Consider the following 22604-nt stretch of genomic DNA (forward strand, 5'->3'; position numbering starts at 1 on the left):
AGATATGTGCGTGCGTGGTGTACGCACATTGGCAAGCGGTCGACGGAATCGCCGGCCTGCAAGGAAACCGTTACTCGAAATGCGTCAGATGCACAGTTTTTTTGGGAAGAAACGGCAGAGCGATTTGTCCTCCCGCGAAAGCATAACACGCTGACGATCCAGGACCAGAAAGTACGATGACACAGCATGATGTGGTGATTCTCGGAGGTGGTCCGGCGGGCAGCACGGCGGCCACGTTGCTGGCAGCACGCGGCCTGGATGTTCTGGTTCTGGAAAAATCCCAGTTCCCCCGCTTCCATATTGGTGAGTCCCTGTTGCCGGGAACCGTTAAAATCTTTGAACGTCTGGGTGTTCACGATCGAATCCGTGCCGCCTTCGTTCATAAGCCTGGCGGTAAGTGGCTGTATGGCTCCCGAGAAGTTGCGGGAGATTTTTCTAAATCGGATCGTAAAGCCAGTTTTACCGCGACTCCGTATTCTTACTTGGTTGAACGTTCTGTCTTTGACGAGATCCTGATCCGGCGGTCCATTGAGGCCGGGGCAGATGTTCGCTTTGGAACTGAAGTGCGAAGCACAATTGTCCGTGACGGGCGCGTTGTAGGTGTCCAGGGAACGGATGAAACCGGCGAGTTCTTTGAAGCTTTCGGTCGACTGGTGATCGATGCTACCGGTTTGCGTTCGCTGATTTCTGCCGGCATGGGGTTGCGAAACATAACAAAGCCTCAGCGAATGGGTATCTATGCTCAGTACTGTGCGCAGCCCGGTCGCGAAGACATTGAATCAGGTTGGTTCATCGGGCAGATGTTTTATGATGGCTGGACCTGGCTTCTCAAACTTTCAGGGAATCGGTATTCAGTTGGAGCCGTAATGACAGTGGATCGATTCCGGAATTCAGGTAAATCTCCGGCCGAGCTGCTCGAACATCTGGTACAGGAAAACGATTTGCTGGCAACCGGAATGGCAGACGGCTACGAGCGGATTTCTGACGTTATGGTTACAGGAAACATGGGCAGTACATCGGAACAATTATGTGGTGAGGGATGGGTCGCTGTAGGCGACGCTGCCTTTTTCATTGATCCGTGCTATTCGTCCGGTGTCCATCTGGCAATGAAGTCGGGTGAGGCGATCGCGGATCTTGTCGCCGGTGCTCCGCGAGAGACTCCGCTGCCGTTGTCGCTGTTTCATCAGTACGAAAAGGATATGCGCCAACATGAAAAATCTGTGCACCGCATGGTTGACGCATTTTATCTCGCCAGTCGCCACACGTCGGTACAGAAAATGGTCACGACGTTCCAGGGAGGTTGGTTGTCTCGTAAATTTGTGACATTTGTTGGAGGCGACTTTAATGCCAATTCGGCTTTTATATCCCGCGTACGACTGTATTCTGAAGCGGTGGGCCGACTTTTTGGCAATGACAGCAATCGACACCCATCGAACCATCCGAGGTATCTTCACTGTGATAAGGATGAATTAGCCACCCGCCCCCGAGATTCAGTTGAAGAGGTGGCTGCGACCGAAGAAGCTTTGACCTGATATTCGCTTACTCTATGTCGTTCCAAGGAAGACACAAATTATGCGTGCTTTGCTATTGCTGATCGTTCCGGTACTGACGTCGGCCGCCGCGATGGGGCATCCCGGTCACGGGTCTACGGATCCAGCCTCCGCAGTTCATTACGTGATCAGCCCGCTTCACGCAGGATGGATGGTGTGGGCCCTGGTCCTGTTCAGCGTGGGCGTAAGGCTTCTGGGGAAATGGTTTCGACGACTTGAACGGAATGTTTTGTGTCGTACTCGGTGATTAAATTGAAACTTTAAACAAAGAATCCGCCGAGAAACTTCAGGAAGCCGGATTCACCGGTTCCTGGCTGGAACCACATCCACATTGTTCGCACAAGCTCGAAACCGGCGAACGCTCCGACTGCGGAAAACACCGAGCCACCTACGACACCCAGTGCAACGCCGGTTCCCCATGGTGCTTCTGCGCCACGCGTGCCGGGGGGCGGAAGAGTTTCAAACCCAACCTGACTCTGCCCGGACTCGAACTCCTCTTCGTCGTCTGCCTCGAAGACATCATCCATATCGTCTTCAAAATCGTCTCCGAATTCATCATCCTGAAACGATTCTTCATCCGCAAATTCTTCGTCTACGGACGAGAATTCCATGTCGGTGTCGGTGGCACCATCGTCGTCGAACATCAGGATACTGGTGTCCGTTCCAGCGTCCTGTTCCTCTGCGTCCAGCAATCCCAGGTCGAATTCTCCGGTGGTGAACGCATCGTCGGATGAATCCTGAAGGCCCAATTCGGCTTCCTTCATATCCATCTGCTGAGTTTCGTCGCCTTGATCTGCTGAGACCGGTGGTACCATCGCCGTCGTGATTCCACTGTCATCGGTCTCAAGTGAAATTCCGCTGCCGTGATCAGCATCCAGTGAGATTCCGCTGTCGCCGGATTCAAGGCTGATCCCGCTGTCGCCAACTTCCAGTGAGATGCCGCTGTCAGCGGCAAAATTGCTGTCAACGCCTTCAAGACTGATTCCGCTGTCGGAAATGTCGAGGCTGATTCCACTATCGTCGTCCGCGGAACCCAGTGTGATTCCACTGTCGGGATCTTTTTTATTGTTACCCGGATCGCCGCCTGCCATCTTAACATCGCTGTCAGAGTCCGACAGGGACGCTTCTGAGTCGTTATCGAACTCCAGCACACTATCATCCGTTTCAGAGGAATCGTTAGACTCGAGTGTGGGTCCTGAATCACCGGTAAGACGTACGTCACTGTCCGAGGCGCTCAAGTCCTCAACACCGTCTTCGTCAAACAATGAAGAATGAGAGTAGAGTTTGACGTCGCTGTCTGAGGCGTCCAGCAGATCCGCTTCTGCGTCTTTTTCCGTTTCGATCGCATCAAGTGGAATTTCCGGTGACGAATCGGTTTCACGAGTGCGCGCAAACTCGTCTATATCTTCTTGGCGAAACTTCCAGCTACCACGGTTCGCAAAGCCGCGAATAACACCGGCTTCACGTTCAGTGGAGAGCTCAACCGGAGTAATCCCGAGTCGTTTGGCGGCTTCTTCCAGCGTCAGATATTTTTTTGCCATGCTCGACGATCTATCCGAGAAGTCGGGTGGACAGACTGAACGGGTTCTGTGAAATCACGGAACTCGTTTCTAAGTTGCATTGTGCGAGTCGCGACTTGGCGACCACCACGATCTCACACATATTACTACTGATTCCAGATTTTTAGTTGAGGAATTGTGAGATGCAAGATCTTTGTTTGTTCCACGGGTGCTTTGGTCAAAGCTTTCTGTGAGCTTACCAGGCAGGGGGATCTGCATGAATGGCTCTAGAAACAACTAACGAGGTATTTATCTATATTAATCTAATGATATCGAAACATAACCATATGATGTGGTAAGCCGATCCATCGCTCCATTTCGAGTGTCGGCCAATTTGTCACCCCGACTACAAAAAAAACGCGGATCGGTAATGTCCAACGGAGTCTGTGGGTTGCAACGGTTCCACAAATGGGGGTAAACGTAGCCGTTGCAGCAATTTTATCTGCGATTGGCGTACTGGTTACCAGGTGGTGACATTCACAATTGATGATCCTTAATAAATCATGCTGAAATTAATCAAATCGGCGAAGATTTAGTCATCCTGTACATAACACTGCCGGCGCAAGATCGCATTTTCCTGTGGGTGTGCTCAAAGATATCGCTTTCACCGAAGGCTACTGGTGCAGCTGAAGACAACAGTGATGAGTCAATTTGTGGTCATTGGCGGGGACTTCCGGACCTTTTCTCGAGGATCAAACTGTAACATCAGTGCAGGAATGTCAGGAATTGTCCGAAATTTGCTTCATCATGTTGGTTGATGACGGTTGGCGCGTTGCGGAACGGTTGTGTTTACGGGGTTTGGCTCAGAACAACTTCCGGGCGGTCAGTTCTCCTGCACAGATACTTGCGTCTGTGATCAATACGGTGGCTCGACCCAATCATCTCAGCTTTGCGGAGATGCGCCGGATCTCGTTGTTCGTGCAGACGATTGTGGCTGGGGTGTCGTAATCGGGTACCAGGTGACGTCAGCAGATTTGGATCACCGGACTGTTCGATTGAGACAAATCGTTCCGAGAAACGGCATTAGCGGATAAAAGTGTTTCAGGCTAGAATTTCGGGTGTTCCTCTCAGCTGGACGTGTTCTGGAGTCCGAGCAGTTTGAATCGAGTTGGGGGGGAGTGGCGTATACTGGGCATTTATGTTTTGTGATCTGCAGTGGTATGTGGTGTCAACACGAAATCTTACTTCCCGCGTGCAACCGTGGTTGTCACGTGATTACTCAGCACGTTGTGGGTGGTTGTCCCGAAATTCGTCAGATGCGGACAGGACTTTTGCATGTTTTCATATGTCATACGTCTGCGTCGCTGACGCTCAATGAGAATGCAGACCCGGATGTGCTGACGGACATGACGATGGCCTGTAACCGGCTGGTACCTGAAACCTGGCCGTGGAGTCATACCTGTGAGGGGGCGGACGACATGCCTGCTCATGTTAAGTCATCATTGACAGATTCTTCGATCAGTGTTCCTGTCAGGGATGGTCGGATTCTTACCGGAACGTGGCAGGGAATTTATCTGTGTGAGCATCGGAATCACGGTGGAAGTCGTCGTTTGATTCTCACCTTACACGGGGAGTCGGTTGATGGTTGATCGAGCTGATTCGGAAGAGCAATGTCTGCAGAATCCGGTTGCAATAGGGGGGCATCGTACGGGATCGGATCAGCCACTGTTATTTATTGCGGGGCCGTGCGTGATCGAATCCGAGGATCTGTTGAAACGGATTGCAGACCATCTGGCGGAGATAGAACAGAAACAGGCGTGCCGTTTTGTCTTCAAGGCCAGTTTTGACAAAGCAAACCGCACGAGTGTGAACAGTTATCGTGGTCCAGGGCTTCACGAAGGGCTACGCATGCTGGAACAGATTTCCCGGATGTCAGGTCTCCCGGTTACGACAGACATTCATGAAGCATCGCAGGCGGAACCGTGCAGTGAAATCTGTTCAATCCTGCAAATTCCCGCATTTCTGGCCAGGCAGACAGACCTGCTGGTGGCCGCAGCAAATGCGGCCGTATGCCGGAACATTTGTGTGAATATCAAGAAACCACAGTTTGTTGCCCCCGAAGACACCGCTCATGCCGTACGTAAATGTGAGGCTCAGGGTCTGAAGAAGGTCTTACTGACAGAACGGGGAACAACGTTCGGATATGGTCGCCTGGTCAACGATTTTCGCAGTATACCGATTATGCAGAATTTGGGCGTACCGGTGGTGTTTGACGCGACGCACAGCGTCCAGCTTCCCGGAGGCGAAACGACAGGCGGGCAGTCCGCCATGGTGTTTCCACTGGCAAGAGCTGCTGTGGCAGCAGGGGCCGACGCCGTGTTCTTTGAAACCCATCCCAATCCGGAAGAAGCAATGAGCGACGGACCGAATCTGGTCCGGCTTGATCAGGCAGCGACACTGGTCAGACAATTGTCTGCGATCCGTGAAGTTACCTTAAATCTGTCCAGTCAGGACCCAAGCCGGACGGTTACATCCCCGCCGGAATCGGGGGATCAGTTGAATGTTTCATGAGCAGGATCCATCGGTTACGACAATCGGATGATTCTGAGCTGAGAATCAGGAATTTGAAATGTTATTAGTGAGCCCCTCCTGGATTCAAAAAAACAATGTGCCCGTCGTGGCCGCATTACTGTGCCTTATGACGGTTATTGCAGGCTGCGGTCCGGAACCGGGACCATCAGTGACATCGATCGCACCGACCGAGTCGCGTAATCAGAGCACACTTGATTCGTGTCGAACACGTCTCGAAGGTGCGGCTCGTCGGCTACGTCCGGACTCTTTGGTTGCCGTCAATGAGATAGCCTCGAACGTCAGTGCATTCAACGGATGGCTGACTGAATGTGCGCTAGACGGGCTCGAGGAACTGCAGGTAAGCGAGGCCAATCTGGCATTTCTTGATTCATCGGCACAGCGTTCCGTTTCAGCACCTCGATTCACAGCTCGTGATGCTGTCTATATTCGTGATTCCCTGATTGCGTCACAGCTGGCGCAGGCCATTGTGGAACGGCCGAGTTCACACGACGGTTCAGAGGTTTCGCGTATCCTCAGCATCTTTCGCTGGGTTGGAAATAATATCAGTCTGGAGGACACGGCAGCATTGTCTTCATCAAAAGGGTTTCTGGACACGTTGCTGAGCGGGCGAGGGACTGTTCGGTCACGAGTCTGGATTTTGGCTGTATTGCTGCGGCAACTGCAAACGGACGTGGTGATTCTGTTGCCTCATGATACACCAAAAGGTTCAGAAGATCACTCAGAGTTCCTGATTGCCGTATGTGTCAATGATGATGTTCTACTGTTTGATCCGCTAACCTGGCTGCCGATTCCTTCGGAAGAAGACGATTCGATTCAAATCAATGAACCTGCCGGATCAGAATATTTGGCGGCCAATGAAAAATGGCACGAGCCACAGGTCCGAATTATTGCCGAAACATCTGCAATTTGTCCCCGAATGCTGATTCTCCAGGATCAGCTTCCCGTTGAATTGTCGGCCATGCTTTACGAAGAGATCGCAGGCGGCACGTCTGAAATCAGGCCTCTGATCGACCGTGTGATTTCCTCAGGTCCTGGCGTATTTTTAGCTGAACATTTCGCCCGATGGGACTGGCCGGATCAACAGGCTATTGCCGCCATTGCGCCCGACGAAGCACAGCAGCGAACTCATGATCAACTGATGAAACCATTCGAAGCGCCCTACAACCGTCCACCACTGGAACTGGACACGGACTTCAACGATGTTCTGAGTGATCCGACACTTACGGCCCAACAGCGGGAATCACTGTGGGAACAGAAATGGAAGATGGAAGTCGAGAAAATCAGGGAACTGGAAAAGGAACGTGACGTTACAAAATTGTTTGGACGGCCATCAAGTTATTTGCTGAAAATTCGGCTGGAGCAGGTGGAAGGAAGCAGTGATCGCAGGATTATTCAGCAGTTGCTCAGGATACGAAATGCATGCATAGACGACGCCATTCAGTTCACTGTACCGCGGTCTGTTGATCACAGCGGACAGAAGTCAATTCCGATCCCTGAGTCACTACAGAAAGTCAATCGGGAAGCCGGTGGCAACGCTCTGTACTGGATCGCCCTGTGTCAAATTGACCGGTCACAGCTGGGTACTGCGATTTCCAGTTTTATGAGTTATCGACGCCAGTATCCCGAGGGAAAATGGTTCTATCCATCGTTAATGAATCAGGCATTGTCAGAAATGGCACTGGAACGACATGATGCTGCCGTTGTCACGTTCAGCGAAGCAGACCATGAGTCAAATCCGGACCGAAAACGAGTTGGCATACTGCTGAAACGCCTTAGAGCCGCTATAGAGCGAGAGAAGTCGTCCGCTGGCTCCGTGCAGGATGCCTCGTCGAAATTCGTTTTCAATAATTCTTTACCGGCTGACTGACGGTTTATCGCAATCTCCAGGGCGCGCCCCGGTGGTTCACTGGCAACTTGGCAGTTGCACCGTGACCAGTCGAAGTCTGCTGACCTCTGCAGATACGTTCAACCGACGACATCGCTGTATGCCGAGTCATACCGGTGTCATCGTCAGCTGTCTGTCAGGGCGCGTTGGCCGGCAGCGTGTTGAAAACCGTCAACACCTGATGTGTTTTCTCAACGGTCGCAGCAGCGGTTGCCGGGAAAACGGCAGTGTTTCTCCTCATGTCAACGGATTGGAACAGTCCGGCACTCCGTTTGTTGATACCGATGTATGCTGACATTGTCGCGGTCTGTGTCGTGGTTCCTTCATGCCTGTCAATGACCAGTCAAGGATTTGGTCGAAGGCCCCGGCGTTCCTGTCATTTTAATGTGAGTATCAGAATGCAGTCGTTCAATTTGACCGTCATTTGCAGCGCTATGCCTGGATTCATTCGATGCATCAGCGCTGCTCTCGCGGGAAAAATTCGACAGTTTGAATGCTACTCTATTCCGGAAGCAGGGCAGATGGTGCATATGCATGATTCGGATTTTATTGTGGTTGACCTGCGCCGTTCCGGTCGTAAGCAATGCGACCGAATCTGGGCGTTATTACAGAACGCTCAGCAGTGTCGATGCATTGCTGTCGTACATGCTGAAGAACTGTCAACTTCTGACGTGCCCATTGAACTTTCAAATCGTGTTCAGATTGTTGAACAACAGTCGGTCGACACCGACCTGACCTCCGTTTCACTGGCAGTGGCAGCCGCAATGGATACCACACTAGAGTTCGTGGACGAAATGAACACAAATCCTGCCCGGAAGGACCCCGTTTTCAGCGACGTCACGGCTCTGGCCCAGTACAGTCACAGCAATACGGATGACAGGACACCGTCAGGAATTCAGACACCGGCGACACCTGAATCAGACGCACCGATTGCAGTTCGGTACCGGACGGAAACACCTGAACTGTACCAGATGCTGGACCGACTCCAGGTTGCCGCTCAGCACGATGTTACGATTTTACTGATCGGGGAAACCGGTTGTGGAAAGACTCATCTTGCGCGACTGATTCATGAGGCATCGTTACGCGAATCCGAACCACTGGTGACCGTTGCCTGCGGGGCGCTGCCAGGCGAATTGATTGAAAGTGAACTGTTTGGTCACGTCAGAGGTGCATTCACCAGCGCACACGCAGACAAGGACGGAAAATTTCTGGCAGTAGGACGTGGTACCGTTCTTTTGGACGAAATTGACGTATTACCTCCTGAACAACAGGTCAAGCTGCTGCGTGTGATTGAAACAGGACAATTTGAAGCTGTGGGGTCTAATCGAACACTCCATATGGAAGCTCGCATCATCGCCGCCAGCAATCTCGAACTTCAGCCACTTGTCGAACAGGGAAGGTTCCGTCCCGACTTGTACTATCGGTTGAACACACTGACGTTTCGTATTCCGCCACTACGCAGGAGACTTCCCGATATCGAACCGCTGACTAAGTATTTTGTCGACTCTCATGCCCGGCGACACGGTATTGATTCTCTGCAGATCAGCCGCGATTTTCTGCGTTCTTTGCTGAACTATCCGTGGCCAGGAAATGTTCGAGAAATGGAAAACGCGATACGAAGTGCTGTGATTTATAATAAAAACGGTGAATTGATCGCAGCCTCACTGCCTCCTCACATTGTCGCCGGCACTGCGGGGCCGGCCAACGATCCCTCGGTCGCCGAATGCTTTAGCGAAACAGCAGAAGCAACGCTTGAGAATCGGATTGAGTTGACTGAGAAAGATATTATTGAACAGGCACTGCTGGAAAACAGTTTCAACAGGACGCGTACCGCACGTGAACTGGGAATCAGTCGTGTTACTCTCTATAACAAAATGAAAAAATACGGAATGATGCAGGCCAGATAACGGCAGCGCAGCGAGGTGGTGCACCGGTGCAGCAGTCGATAGCATTTCATCAGGTATTCGGGAAATGATTTCAACCTGGGTTTGAATTGGGCGTTCCGGGATTCTGGTGCGGATAGGTGTGATGCAGAAATCACCGCGAAGTCATCGGCAAACTGGCGTGACGCAATGAATTGGCGACTTGTTGCACGACTACTCGGACTGCTGTCCCTGTTGATCGCATCGTGCATGGTACTCAGCCTCCCCTGGTCCTGGCCGGAACTGGGGCAGACTGCCGTATTTGAATTTCGGGCGTTGAAAGGAATGCTGCTGGCGATTGGAGTCAGTACGTTATTTGGGGTCGGACTCATCGCCTGTGGCCGAAACTCTTCAGGAAGCGTTTTACGGAAAGAAGCACTGGCTGTTGTAGGACTTGGTTGGCTGCTTTGCGGATTCCTGGGAAGTCTGCCCTATTTGCTGACTCCGACTTATCGTTTGCCCGGTGTCCCGATGTCGCTGGCAGATGCAATGTTCGAATCGATTTCGGGATTTTCAACAACGGGCGCTTCTGTTCTGACTCAGCTTGAGGTTCCGCCTGGAGTGGCTGATTGCGAACTGGCAGCGAAGAACCGAAACATTGCTTATGTACCGCGCAGCGTGCTCTTTTGGAGATCATTGACGCACTGGCTGGGGGGTATGGGAATTATTGTGTTGTTTGTGGCGATTCTTGGGCAGTTGGGAGTCGGCGGGAAGGCACTGATGCGCCGCGAGGTTCCCGGTCCGATCGCGGATACATTGCGACCTCGCGTGCGCGAAACGGCAATGATTATGTGGACGATTTATCTGGCATTGTCAGGCCTTCTGGTTCTGATTTTACTTTGTCAGGGAATGAGCTTGTTCGAGTCCTTCTGTCATACATTCGGGACACTGGCGACCGGCGGCTTCAGTACGCGTAACGGAAGTGTGGGGGCGTTTGGCAGTAACACGATCGAGTTCACACTGACGATTTTCATGCTGGCTGCCGGTATTAACTTCAATTTGTACTACGTATTTCTGAAGCAACCGCCCGGACCGGACCGGACCGGGCCTCTGCAACGGTTGATGTTAATTACACGTGATCCGGAATTTCGGGTTTATTTAAGTATTATTGTTGTTTCAGCAATGGGGGTATCGCTTGTTCTTTTGAATTCCGGCACCTACGACACACTGGCAACGGCATCACGCCATGCCTGGTTCAATGTTGTTGCAGTGATCACCACAACAGGATTCGGTACGCAGGATTTTGCCGCCTGGCCGTGGTTTGGTCAGGCGTGGCTGTTGGTTCTCATGTTTGTGGGCGCCTGTTCCGGATCAACCGGCGGCGGAATTAAAGTTATTCGCTGCATTGTCCTTTTCAAGGTTCTGCTGCTCGAAACAGAACGCGCGTTCCGCCCGAACCTGATTCGGCCGGTACGTCTTTCCGGACAACGGGTGGACGACTCGGTTGGCAAAGATGTACTGATCTACATTTGCCTGATTACTGCAATCTTTGCGGGGAGCTGGATGGCACTGGTTGGCCTTGAATCATTCTCACCACGATCTCTGGAGCAATGGAACCACTCCGACCGGGGGGCGGGTTCTATTCTTACGGATTGTGCAGGCGCTGTGACTGCGACACTGAACAATATTGGTCCGGGACTCGGGGTCTGTGGTCCTCACGGTAATTACACACATTTTTCGGATCCAGGGAAGATCTTGCTGACTTTACTGATGCTTTTGGGACGTCTCGAACTGTTCGCTGTCATGGTACTGTTCGTCCCCGGATTCTGGAGACTGCATTGACCTGCTCTCGATGTCCGAATACCGGCAGGCATGTTGTGCTGCTGGGGGCCAGCAACCTTGTTCTCCACTGGTCTGTACTGATGAGGCTCGTTTTCAGTCGATGGAATGGATTTATTCACGTCAATACAGCGCATGGGATGGGACGGTCCTATGTTGCGCCCAGTTACTTTGGCTGGCGCAAGGTACCCGGGATTCTGGATAGTGGGTTGTGGCCAGCACTGACTCAAGACCGGCCGCCGGTCGCTGCTTTGGTCACAGATCTTGGCAACGATCTCGTTTACGGTCATTCAGCATCAGTGGTGACACAGGCGGCCGCAGAAGCCGTCGCACGACTACGGGACGTGAATCCAGACTGTCGAATCGTTGTCACTCGTCCTCCGCTTGAGTCAGTACAGGCACTCTCCGTACTGAGATATCGTTTTATTCGGTCGGCCCTGTTTCCTGCGTGCCGGCAGTCACTGTCACAAATCGTGGATGCAACACGGGAACTGGACGAAGAGATTCAGCGACTGTCTGATGTGACGCTGGCTGTACAGCCGTCACACTGGTTTGGAATGGACCCCATCCATATTCGTCGACGATTTCGCAAATCTGCGTACTCAACGTTTCTTGAATCATGGCCCGGTGCAACCAAAACCGGCTCAGGCACTGAATCGGTGCCTGAGAAACGACCCAAAACAGCGCTGCGCTGGGTTCTCAACAGGAAACTGCTGTGCGAACAACCTTCGGTTGTGTCGGGTCGTGGATCTGTTTCAGCGTGGTAGTGCTGTTTCGTGAACTGAAAGTCGTTTCGGCACTTAAGACTAATGTTCTGTTCATCCAGTATTTGTTTAAGCCGGCGGATTGGAAGATTTTACAGTCTTTGCGTTTGATGGAATTTATAAGAAGTCTTGGAAAAACATCCTGGCCGAACTCAAAAACCAAATGAATAAAATGGAATTGTCCACACATTGAACTTATCCGTGCTGTGGATTATTAAATTCCCTCCATCATTAAATTCAGGTCTGTGTCATGCCACTGTCTTGATTACCGAACGAACGGCAGCGCCACCGGCGGGATTTGCCGGTAGCACTGCCGGGAGGCAGGCAGTTGAATTAGTGCAGGGTGCGACTACAGGAGAAGTCTGCTCAGATTAACATCCACAAAAAATTCCGATCTTGACGAGATTTAACTAAAGCTCCAGATTGCCTCATCGTGGTAACTTCCGGTGTCGCACGTCGTTATGAGGGCCGTCCTTTGGCGGTGCATTCCGGAACAATCCGCAATGGAGTGCTGAGATGAGCCAGATAGGTAAATGGATCGTCGGGGTGTTTATTGGTTGTTATCTGGCAGTGTTATCGTTCGGAATCATCGGCCATGCGTTGAAGTTTGGTGTGGCCGGAAACACTCTCAGCTATTTGGTTGTTTGGGACATGTTCTGTGGATGGCAGGCGTATGATCAGCGTACTCATTTGATTGCCGAATCGGAGTCCGGCCGGTACTACGACCTGCGTGAACCGTGGGGGGAGTTTCATCCATACGGAAGCCTGGGACGTTTTCAGTACGATGTCCTTGGTCACATGGTGTCAAAACACATCAATCATCTTTTGAACCATACTCAACATGAACCGATTGATTCCGTGTATGTTGTCGAGGAGGCCTGGCCAAAACAGTACAACCTGCCGGAGCGATTGTGGAAGCAGAATTTTGGCACCGAACGTGACAAAATTTCGTATTACCATCTTCGTGCAACCTGCAACGGCGACGGCAGGGTTGTCAATTTAAATCCGGACTGGCTGAATCAGCAGGTGCTGAATTCAATCGGAGATAATCCGAGACTTCGTCGTGAAGTGAGTCAGGCGCATTCCAGCTTCGGAATGTGGTACGTGCCAACTTCTGGATCGTCTCGTCACGGACTTCGGAAGTCAGCAGCAGCACTGCCTTCCACTAACTAATTCCATCGAGGATCCCGTTCGGTGCAGCAGCGAGAGACGCTTTGCTTCGGATTATTACCCTCAAGCCATGTGAGCACTCACTTATGAATCGTCCACGACAGAAAGAGGCCAGTCTGCGGGATGCGATATCGGATTTCTTCTTCGACGAGCAGGTGCCGGTGGGAGCCGCTCTCACACGTGTCTTTTTACCGCTGATGGCACTACTGCCCATGCTGATGCGGTTTCCTCGCGTACGTGAACTGTATTCTTCGGACGGTACACCTGTGCAGATGTTTGAGTTGTTCGGTAACGGACAAGTGCTTCCGGTCCCAGGCCCCGGACTGGCTGTCATGCTCTATTCGCTCATGGTGTTTTGTCTGATGTGTGGAGTTGTGGGATGGAAAACCCGCCTCTCGCTCGCTGTCGGAACGGCTTTGTATGTGTACTTCAATCTGATGGATGGGATTGGCACTATGACGAAGTACAGTGTGATCGCAGGACACTTACTGATGCTGCTGACACTGTCGCCTTGTGGCCGAATGTGGTCCGTCGATGAGTGGCTGAGACAGCGGAAAAATGGCGCCGTGCCGGTCGTACCACAGGCGTTTCCGGTGTGGTCCGTTCGGCTTATGCAGTTGCTGTTTGCATACGTTTATTTTGGAGCCGCAATTACAAAAATTCAGACGGACGCTTTCTTCAGCGGAGAGCAGATGAGGTACTGGATGCTTAGTAACTGGAATTACGAAAATCCGGTTGGAGAACTTTTGGCGATGTGGCCTCCCGTGCTGCTGGTCAGTGCATACCTGACGGTGGTCTGGGAGATTTTGTTCGGAGTTCTTGTGTGGAACCGGCGATTGCGTGTGCCGATGCTGGCTATAGGCGCTGTGTTTCATCTTGGTACCTGGCTTCTTCTCGGTCTGTATATTTTTCCGGCGGTTTGTCTTTCCGGCTACCTGTGTTTTGTTACTACCGAAGACGTGGTCAGGGTTCGGCGCTGGTTAAAATCCCGAGGCTGGCAGGTGACCAGGCTGAGAAACACGGCTCTTCGAACACAAATGCCGTCAGCCGTTCCCTCTGGTATTGCCTGGTTTATTGCGGCCGGACTGTTTGCAGTTGGCACCGTGGAAGCGGAATACCGTCTGGATCTTTATGGAGTCCGGGGCGAATCGGGAATGATGCCTCTCACAGAAATACAGCGTGAACGGGCTATTGCTTTGATCAGCGGTGAGACTCCCCTGCGTGAGAAAGACAAATTCTTTTCATTTCAGATTGGAAATACTTCGTTTGGAGGCCAGCTGGCAAATCGTCGGGAAGTTTTTGAGTACGGTGATGTTGTGATTGCCGAGTGCAATCTGAATCCACCTCATGAAGATATGTGGGTCGAATGTGTCCTGGAAGATGAAGACGAACACAAGCTTGATACAGTCGGACAGGTGATCACACGGGAGATGCTGCGGGGGCAATTTACCTACCTGCTCGGTAATCGACTCTCCCCAGGCCGGTATTCAATGGTTCTTCGCAGTGCCGGTCATGAAATCAGCCGGCGCGGGTTCTCGCTCACCGGCGAGCCGCCGGTGTGTAAAATGGATACCGACGTATTCGGCAACTGACTGTTCTCACAACCGATCCCGGTATGATTACCGTCTTATTCGTCAAAGTCGGTGATCTGAAGGCATGGCAGAGGTCGTCTTTCGGAAAAGCCGATATGTCAGTCAGTTCTTCAGGTTGCGCGTTTCTGCATCCTGTGAAGGCTTTTACATCTTTTTTGGAGATGTAATTGTCTGTGCTGTTTGGCCGGTTCCAGTTCAGCTGACAGCAGATCGCGTGTGTATCGTTTTCCGACTGCAGACTTCCGGGGTCATCGATGTCCTTGTGTTTTCTCACCGGTGTGTCAGTTCGATTGAGACATTTAGCCGTCAACCTTGCATTGTTGTTCTGGGCCACTGTCTGCGGAGCACACACGTTTGATGTTCCTGCTGTTCCGGACAAAGATCCGGCCTCGCTTCCGGCGACCTCGTGGGGAACCGACGGTGGCTACTGGATCGTTTCCACCTATGAATCACCTCAGTCGTTCTGCTTGCAATCGCCGGAATTTGTTCCCTCTGTAACGCGAGTAGAATGTGGATGCGGTCACTCGCGCGTCTGTTTCAAACAAATGTGCCGATCACTGGTGCCGAATGTACCTGTCTGTATTTTTATTCACGGAAGTTTTGTAAGCCTGGCCGAGAACAGGCAGCAGGCCGGAATGACCCATCGCTGGCTCAGATCTTCAGCGTGTGGACACCCCCTGCAGGTGATCAATTTTATATGGCCGAGTTCCCGGCCAATTCTGATTCCGACCGTCAAAATTGATGTGAATCTGCTGGGACGTCGAGCGGCTCGGAACGGCTGGTATCTTGCAGAACTCATTCGTCACCTTCCCCCTGAATGTCCCGTGTGTCTCATTGGGCACAGTCATGGCTGCAGAACGGTTGCATCTGCACTGCACTTAATGGGTGGAGGATCGGTGCAGGGAATCACTCATCTGGCGGCCGGTTCCGACATGCGACCGATTCGCACCGTGTTCGCTGCGGCCGCTATTCGACACGATTGGCTGAACCCTGGTGAACGTTACGGGAGAGCCCTTTGCAGCACTGATTGTCTGATTAATCTGGAAAACAGATACGACCCCGCACTTTTTATTTATCCGTTAAGCAACCTGTTTGCCGGCCGTTCACTTGGTTCAATCGGATTTACTGACGGAGACAGACGTGACCTCGGGAACTGGTCGCGTAAGGTTCAGGATTACGACGTGTCAGAATTCATTGGTGTTGGCCACCTGTGGCCTCGTTTTCTGCAGGATCAGCGTCTTGCCTGGTTGATTCGAAATTTTGTATACTTCCCCAAATGCGGTCCAACAGCGGGTACGACTGCGTCAGGTGAACAAACCGTTTCAGAGACGATGGTATTACCCGTGGCGTTTCCGAGTGAGCCGGCAAATTCTTAATTTGGCCTGACTTGAATCCCTAATCCCCGTGGATGTTTGGAGTGGCACAGGGGTGGTGGATGGTATTCGGCAGGTCTTCATCGTACCCGTGGCAAAACGGGTTGCGTGGAAAGCTGAAGCTGCTTCCGTAATCGCGTGCTCCATCTCCGTGTTCAGGGATGACAGGCAGGGGCGGATGTGGAAAGAACACACCACCGTCGATCCCCGGTGTCGGATCGTGTCGATACATGATCATTGCACTTCCCTGAGCAATCATTGAGTCAGTACCGATTCTCTTGTGACCGGTGGGTTTGCTGCCGGATTGAATGGTCCGGGGCCTGAGCCGGTGTTCAGAAACAACGAACTTGGCGATCCGAACCGACTGAATGGTCGTGCACCTGAACGGTTATGTTCTGCAGCCTACGCCGATGATGTGAAAACGACCGGTAGGGGAACGCATGAAAATGATTGAATCATGAGCCGTATCCGAACATCAATGCAGACAGGAAGAGACAACATTGTTTCATCCCACCGCGACAACCTGTCACTGGAACAGCTTGCCGGTTTGTCAAATTTGTGTTCCGGAATATAACTCAAGTCGTGATATCTCAGATAATCTTCAAGTCTAATGTCTCACAACCTGGATGTGATTAACGTCAGACCTGTTCAGTGTTGGATGCTGCGCCGGCATGTGTGCCACATCATCCTGTATGTTCGTACACTGAAAGAGGTGTTTGCAAAAAACTGAAACAGCTGCGCTGAGTTCAGTCCGGCTGCGCTCAGCATTCAGGCAGTCAAGTACTGTTGCAGCCTGCTGAACGTCTTCTTCTGTCGAATAACCTTCAGCATACAGTCGCTGCATGCTGTGGAGTTGATGCTCAGCGAGTTTCTTTTGCGCAGCGATAACATCCAGTTCCGGCTGTCGATCAGTGGCTAAATTGAATAGTACCTCTCGCTGACGGTTTACATTTGTTGTCTCCGGGTCACGACCTGTCTCCAGGCGGTAGAGCGAAATGGCATAAAAGACAAAGGCTTTGCGCCGTGTCAATTCTGCCGTCATTAGATTTTCTATTGCCTTGACCAGCCTCATTTCGTTACGTGAAACAGTGTGTTGTGTGGGCAACAACGGGGCATCAGCAGGCGTCACGGAACGTTTGTCAAACCGTAATGTCTGTAACCGAGTGGTGTTCAGTTGCTCTCGACCGGCGTCGTAGGATTCCTTTGCGATCCTCATCAACAGTCCCATCTTTTTTATTCGGCTGATACAGTCGGAGTCTTCGACACCGCTGCAACCCGGTCGATTCATAATGTGGATCTCTCTCTGCAGGCGATGGATAAGTTTTTGGGACTGATTTATTTTCGTATCGACTGCTTTAAGTTGATTGGAAGGTGACATTGACGCTGCACTGATCTTCATCAGTAATCGACGAAAACTTTGCTGGCGGACCAGGCTGCGTTTTGCCTGAATGACCAGCAGACGCCGACTTTCCACTACCCACCGTTGAGCAGCGTCGGACATAGTTGTTGTTCCTGCTGTATACTGATCGCCTCCTTTATCAGCCCGGTGTGCATATTCAAACTGGACCGGGTTCATCAGTACTCGGTCCAGACGGTCGGGGACCATTGGAATTAGATCCGGGAGTTCAGTGGCTGTTTCGGGTTTGAAAATGAAATCACACACAGAAGCGGTGTCCGTTTCTCGCCACGTTGACAGCTGTCTTGTGTTCCGATTACGCACGATGTCTGAAAAACGCGACTTTGTTTTGGCTGTCAGCTTCTCAATGCGGTGAACGATTGACATAACACGGCGATCCGGAGGAATGAGGATTCTGGCACATGGATCGTTTCGGAAGGCCAGTGGTACACCAGGAATAAAAAGAACAACCTTTGAGATAGGATCAGTCGGAAAGCGATGTAACCTGTTGAACTGCGTCCGCTGCAGACGCAGCAGCTCTGACCATTCTTCTGCCTGGGTGGCCCGTTCAACGGCTCGAGCCAGTTCGCGTTTGGATGCTTTTCCCAGCCTGTGAATGTGTTCCGTCTCAGCTTCTTGTCGCCTGCGATAGTCCTTCTCTTCGTCGAATGCCTGAGACTCTCTGACGATAGCGGCCATCCACTCAAGCGAAAGCTCATCGACCGACGAGGTCGTTAATCCCGATGGCACCGTTACTGCTGCAACGGCAGCCTGTATAATGAGCAGAATGTGGAGCATAGTGCAGGACCAACATACGGATATCTGATTGAACAACCGATTCGTTCGGTTTTCAAATGCAACTTCGGTTCCGAAGACCGAACAGAAGCAACACGCGATCCGTGAGTCCTGATGTTTCCATCCCGCAGGTTAGTATCGACCACACGGCTCAGTGTGTCAGTTTGACTATCATTGCTGAGGCGCTCACTCTATGTACATCTACTGATGTAATGGCAAAAGACACGTCCGTGGCTTCATGCACAGAGGTATGTTGCAAATCCAACACATTGTCTGCCTCCCGGCAACAAATCGTGTTGAGTGGTTACTTTGAGGATTCGGTCAGGATTTGTCTGTAAATGGCTGTCGCGCGATTGTATGCATTCTGCGCTTCTGATCGCTCTTCTTCCCGAATGCGATCCTTCTTGGAATTCCAGCATGTTTCGACGGCTTCAACACACCATTCGGCACTTCGGCGATTTGCGCGAATCGACATTCCGTCAATATGTACGAATACGGGATTGGTGTGACAGGATGCCAGAATTCTGACAGCAACCCACGAGGACTCCTCCAGCTCAACGGGCACTGACACTGCTTGGATGTGTCCATCTGCAACCAATTCCGTTGTCGATACGACTTCACCGTTAACGATAATCTCGACCGGAACGGTCCGGGTGTTACCGATGCGTGCTCGTTCCACATGCCAGTATGGTTTTTCGTCCAGCCGACGACTGCGGATCGCTTCCGTTTCCGATGTCACAGACTCCTGCAGCATCGCCGCTGCGTCGAATGTTACCTGCACCGTTTGAGGTCCATCGAGATCCAGGCGACTGGCAACACCGCCGGGTCCCTGTTCTCCCACATTCAGATCATTGACTTTGAAATTCATCAGATGACTTAGGCCATCGCAGCAGTAGCTGCGTCCGTCGCGGAGTCCGTCCACCCAGGTTTCGTAAGTCAGTTCCTCATCTTTGAGCTTGACGTAGATCCGTCCGAGTCCAACACGCTCGCCATAAATGCAGGGGAAGTCCGTCTCACCGCTGATTCGACTGGTCATGCCGCAGTTGAGTGTGTGGTACCACACATTGAGTTCCCAAATGACCGGTGTGTCCACTGCTGAAATAAAGTCACACACGCCCAGAGCTGTGGTGACGACATATTCGTTTGCCCCTATCCCGTTAAATCGCGGCATTGCGTAGTCTGGCAGCTGATTGGCGCATTTTCCCTTCCAGCCCGCTGCTGCTCCACCGTATTTTTGACCGGAAAACTCTCGATCACCGTTGGGCATGATATCGGGCAGGCTCAGTCCCCAGCCACTGTGACTGTATCCGGCTACGCCCCCCTGATCCTTCGTCCACTTGAGCACCGGATACGTCCAGCTGGGCCATTCTTCCAGGGATTCGGTTCCGGGATAGTCGTCATCGTTAAGGTTCAGTAAACACAGGTGTCCGGCATGCGAAGAGGGAAACCCACTGACCTCGACGTCGTATCGCATAAGGTTGTCGGGCGTCGACAGGGTGTGCACTTGTCCCTCAAAGAACTCCTTTTGTGTATACCAGCAGGGTCCCCAGCTCAAAACACAACCAACATTCAGGTCTTCCCCCAGAATGTGACGCATCATGGCTTCAGGGCCCACCCCTTCGGTTGGGCTGTCGTAGTGAGAGCATCCGGCGGCATGTACATGATGATCACCGGAAAACCAGTTGTGCTTCGCAGCATGAATCCATCGTTCCAGTCGAAACACTTCGGTGTGCGTTGGTGTATCCGGTACGGTGATATGTTTTGTTACAGGCAGGTATTCCGGGCCGCGAGCAGTATTAACTGTGTATTCGCCGGGCGGTAACAGGAGTGTCTCGCCATCAGCGCGATAAACCTGCTCGTGAAAAAAGAAGTCCGGTGCCAGACGTTTGGCGACATTCGGATAGATGCGTTCCTGGTCGTCTTTCACGACAAAGGAGGCTGTGGTCGGATTGCCGTCAAAATCAAGTACCTGCAGCCTGACAGCAACAGCAGGTATACAATTAAACAGAATCGGGACCGCATTTCGGAATCCAATATCCTGAGTTCCCTGCCCAACGTTGAAGGACAGCGCTGCCTCACGTTTTCCGGTATCACGGCTGGAGATCATCAGGATCTGATATTCCAGTTCGAGGCCCGAAAGTGTTCCTTTCATGGGCTGACGCTTTAACATTGACAGGTCCAGGAATCGATCCGGAATCTCACTGGCATCGACGAGCTTGTCCACAGTCGCCGGTCGCTGCCGCGGGGACGTTCCTCTCATGTACACCGGAGCAGCCTGCGGGCTGTCAGCGATCAGCTCCGGATTGATTCCTGCTTCGTTGCGCACCTTAACCAGAAATGCTCGCCATCCATGCTGCATCAATTCTTTTTTTACCGGTCCGGGGGCGACCTTTACTCGACTCTCCGGATTAATGTGAACCTCGGCAACGCATAGTGGATCCAGTAGTTTCTGCAGTTCGCGCACGGCCCGACGATCCTGTTGCATTCGATCGATTTCATTTAATCGTTTTCTGATGCTTTCGCTGAGCGGTGCCCCGGCAAACTTCAGTGCTTCTTCGACTCGGCGGACTGATGCCATCAGCGGCTGTCGATCGACCTTCCGCACGGTTGTTAATTCCTGTCCTCTCAATGTGGACAGAGTTATCAGTACGTTGAGAGCTGCGATGCTCGCGACAGAGTGGTGTTTTCGGAACATGACGAAGTCCTTTGCGGGGAGCATGTGAAGAAATCGGACCACTGGGGCCGAGCAAAAGTCCGAACCGGATCGTCGAGAACACGCTGACTCCGATACTCTCGATTGGCAGGACGCAATCCTAAAGGTCCGCTGCACCAGACTCAAGCAGGCCACTACCTCAATCACATGAAACATGATTCCAAAACGGATATCAATTTTGTGGTCCATCGTCACGGTTTTGGCTGAATACGATCCACCAATATCAGAGAAGTGCCAGCGGGTTTTCTCGTGTGGTCAACGGAAAGTCGACAGGACCGCCAACCCGATGGGACTCGTAGATGCCTGCAATCATCTCCACGATTCCCCGGCAGTCTTCCGCTGAACATTTGGTCGGGCGTTCGTTTTCAACGCTTTCGATCAGATCTTTGATTGCTGCTATGTGACCGCCCTTGTATGAACCATCCGGGCGAGGCTCTGGTTTGCCAATACCGGCTGATGTGATGGTTTCCCACTGACTGCCGGTTCTGCCGGGAGACCAGCTGCTGTCACGTAAAATGTAAGCAGGAGCCAGATAACCGCTGTACATTTCGATAATTCCTTTGGATCCGAAGATCTGTATTCCGAACCGTGTCGGTTTGCCGGCAGCAGCTTTTCTGGACGCGAAATGCCCGAAAACCCCGTTTGAAAATTCATAGCGTGCCTGTACGTGATCACCAGCCAGCAAGCCGATACCTTCAGCGCCCTCGACAACATCAGCACGGGTGACTGCATGACCTTTGCTCTGCACGGTGGCGGTGCATGACAACGGGTGACCACCGCCAATGCTTCGCATCAGCCCGAAGACGTGTGATCCCAATACCCACAGGTCTTCTCCACCTCCTCGGCGATCCTCTTTGCCGCGACCTCGGACCTCAAGCAGTTCTCCGATTTCCCCGTTCCTGATCAGAGACAAAACAGTGTCGAGTACCGGTGAATACTGTGAGACATGGGCGATTCCCAGTTTCAGATGCCGCATTTCCAGTGCACGTACCATGTCATCTGATTCTGCCAGTGTTCGACAAAAAGGCTTTTCCATGTAGACATGACATCCGGCCTCGGCGGATGCCAGTAACATGTCGTGGCGCTGATCGACCCATCGAGGACAAATGGCAACCAGGTCCGGCATTTCACGGTCCAGCATCTCTCGGTAATCGGCGTATGCCTTTGTCGCACCTGTGCGGTTTTGGGCCTCGGCGCGACCGGCGTTATCGGGATCTGCGACCGCAGCTATGTTCACATTGGCCAGATTGGTAAACGCAACGTCAACCGCGTGGCCGTAGTTGCCTTTACCTGTGCTGCCAATGATTCCGACGCGGTAGGTGCGTGACATCTTGTAGTTCTCCCCTGAGTCTTAAACAGATTGGAACATTGGAGCCGAGCTGCCGGAGTCTTTCTGCGAGCACTCTTAGAATTTGTCGCCAATGGTCAGAGCCACCAACGGGTGTGTTTCCCGGCGTTCGTTCGATTTTGATTGTGTTCTGCCGCATTAGGACAGGATTGACTTATGATTTCAAACGGACCTCCCAACAGGACCGCTTCTGGATGGGGCAGTCAGCAGCGATTGAACTTCGGAT

At 52.1% G+C, this 22604-nt stretch carries 17 protein-coding genes; 12 read left to right on the forward strand and 5 right to left on the reverse strand.

Annotated features, from left to right (window positions below; translation table 11 throughout):
* The first annotated feature begins 176 nt into the window (after positions 1–176).
* Together MK110_14540 and MK110_14545 are read left to right on the forward strand one after the other, a co-directional pair.
* Entirely contained in the window at positions 177–1532 is a 1356-nt protein-coding gene (locus tag MK110_14540; GenBank protein MCH2212520.1) for an NAD(P)/FAD-dependent oxidoreductase, read from the forward strand.
* Positions 1533–1572: 40 nt separating this feature from the next.
* Positions 1573–1797 (forward strand): hypothetical protein, encoded by a 225-nt coding sequence (locus MK110_14545; GenBank protein ID MCH2212521.1) that lies wholly within the window; start codon positions 1573–1575, stop codon positions 1795–1797.
* Between the two features lie 13 nt (positions 1798–1810).
* Here the strand turns inward: MK110_14545 and MK110_14550 are convergent, their stop codons facing one another.
* On the reverse strand, positions 1811–3091 hold the full coding sequence (locus tag MK110_14550; protein MCH2212522.1) for a helix-turn-helix domain-containing protein: 1281 nt from the start codon (positions 3089–3091) through the stop codon (positions 1811–1813).
* Positions 3092–4365: 1274 nt separating this feature from the next.
* On the opposite strand from MK110_14550, the gene MK110_14555 reads away from it, so the two are divergent.
* The 10 genes from MK110_14555 (at position 4366) to MK110_14600 (ending at position 16129) form a co-directional block, all read left to right on the forward strand.
* Entirely contained in the window at positions 4366–4698 is a 333-nt protein-coding gene (locus tag MK110_14555) for a secondary thiamine-phosphate synthase enzyme YjbQ (protein ID MCH2212523.1), read from the forward strand.
* Positions 4691–5620, forward strand: coding sequence for a 3-deoxy-8-phosphooctulonate synthase (gene kdsA, locus MK110_14560; GenBank protein MCH2212524.1), 930 nt, complete (start codon positions 4691–4693; stop codon positions 5618–5620). Before MK110_14555 ends, kdsA begins: the two co-directional genes overlap by 8 nt.
* A 58-nt stretch (positions 5621–5678) precedes the next feature.
* Positions 5679–7508: a hypothetical protein gene (locus MK110_14565; protein MCH2212525.1), complete on the forward strand. Its 1830-nt coding sequence runs from the start codon at positions 5679–5681 to the stop codon at positions 7506–7508.
* Between the two features lie 61 nt (positions 7509–7569).
* Positions 7570–7821 (forward strand): hypothetical protein, encoded by a 252-nt coding sequence (locus tag MK110_14570; protein MCH2212526.1) that lies wholly within the window; start codon positions 7570–7572, stop codon positions 7819–7821.
* 103 nt (positions 7822–7924) lie between these two features.
* Positions 7925–9433 (forward strand): sigma-54 dependent transcriptional regulator, encoded by a 1509-nt coding sequence (locus tag MK110_14575; protein ID MCH2212527.1) that lies wholly within the window; start codon positions 7925–7927, stop codon positions 9431–9433.
* Positions 9434–9598: 165 nt separating this feature from the next.
* The gene (locus MK110_14580) at positions 9599–11230 is read left to right on the forward strand and encodes a TrkH family potassium uptake protein (protein MCH2212528.1); all 1632 of its coding nucleotides are present in this window, start codon (positions 9599–9601) and stop codon (positions 11228–11230) included.
* On the forward strand, positions 11227–11994 hold the full coding sequence (locus tag MK110_14585; protein MCH2212529.1) for an SGNH/GDSL hydrolase family protein: 768 nt from the start codon (positions 11227–11229) through the stop codon (positions 11992–11994). The genes MK110_14580 and MK110_14585 overlap by 4 nt, the downstream gene beginning before the upstream one ends.
* A gap of 513 nt (positions 11995–12507) precedes the next feature.
* Positions 12508–13164, forward strand: a complete 657-nt coding sequence (locus MK110_14590; GenBank protein ID MCH2212530.1) for a hypothetical protein — start codon at positions 12508–12510, stop codon at positions 13162–13164.
* An 83-nt stretch (positions 13165–13247) separates the two neighbouring features.
* Positions 13248–14753 (forward strand): HTTM domain-containing protein, encoded by a 1506-nt coding sequence (locus MK110_14595; GenBank protein MCH2212531.1) that lies wholly within the window; start codon positions 13248–13250, stop codon positions 14751–14753.
* 254 nt (positions 14754–15007) lie between these two features.
* On the forward strand, positions 15008–16129 hold the full coding sequence (locus MK110_14600) for a hypothetical protein (GenBank protein MCH2212532.1): 1122 nt from the start codon (positions 15008–15010) through the stop codon (positions 16127–16129).
* 19 nt (positions 16130–16148) lie between these two features.
* Here MK110_14600 and MK110_14605 read toward each other — a convergent pair whose 3' ends face one another.
* From MK110_14605 to MK110_14620, 4 genes are all read right to left on the reverse strand, one after another.
* Entirely contained in the window at positions 16149–16385 is a 237-nt protein-coding gene (locus MK110_14605) for a hypothetical protein (protein MCH2212533.1), read from the reverse strand.
* A 348-nt stretch (positions 16386–16733) separates the two neighbouring features.
* Positions 16734–18320 carry a hypothetical protein gene (locus MK110_14610; GenBank protein MCH2212534.1) on the reverse strand — a complete coding sequence of 529 codons (1587 nt, stop codon included), beginning with the start codon at positions 18318–18320 and terminating at the stop codon, positions 16734–16736.
* 301 nt (positions 18321–18621) lie between these two features.
* Positions 18622–21012 (reverse strand): CehA/McbA family metallohydrolase, encoded by a 2391-nt coding sequence (locus MK110_14615; GenBank protein MCH2212535.1) that lies wholly within the window; start codon positions 21010–21012, stop codon positions 18622–18624.
* Positions 21013–21253: 241 nt separating this feature from the next.
* Positions 21254–22360, reverse strand: coding sequence for a Gfo/Idh/MocA family oxidoreductase (locus tag MK110_14620; protein MCH2212536.1), 1107 nt, complete (start codon positions 22358–22360; stop codon positions 21254–21256).
* Between the last annotated feature and the right edge of the window lie 244 nt (positions 22361–22604).

The organism is Fuerstiella sp. (assembly GCA_022447225.1).
Lineage (GTDB): Bacteria > Planctomycetota > Planctomycetia > Planctomycetales > Planctomycetaceae > S139-18.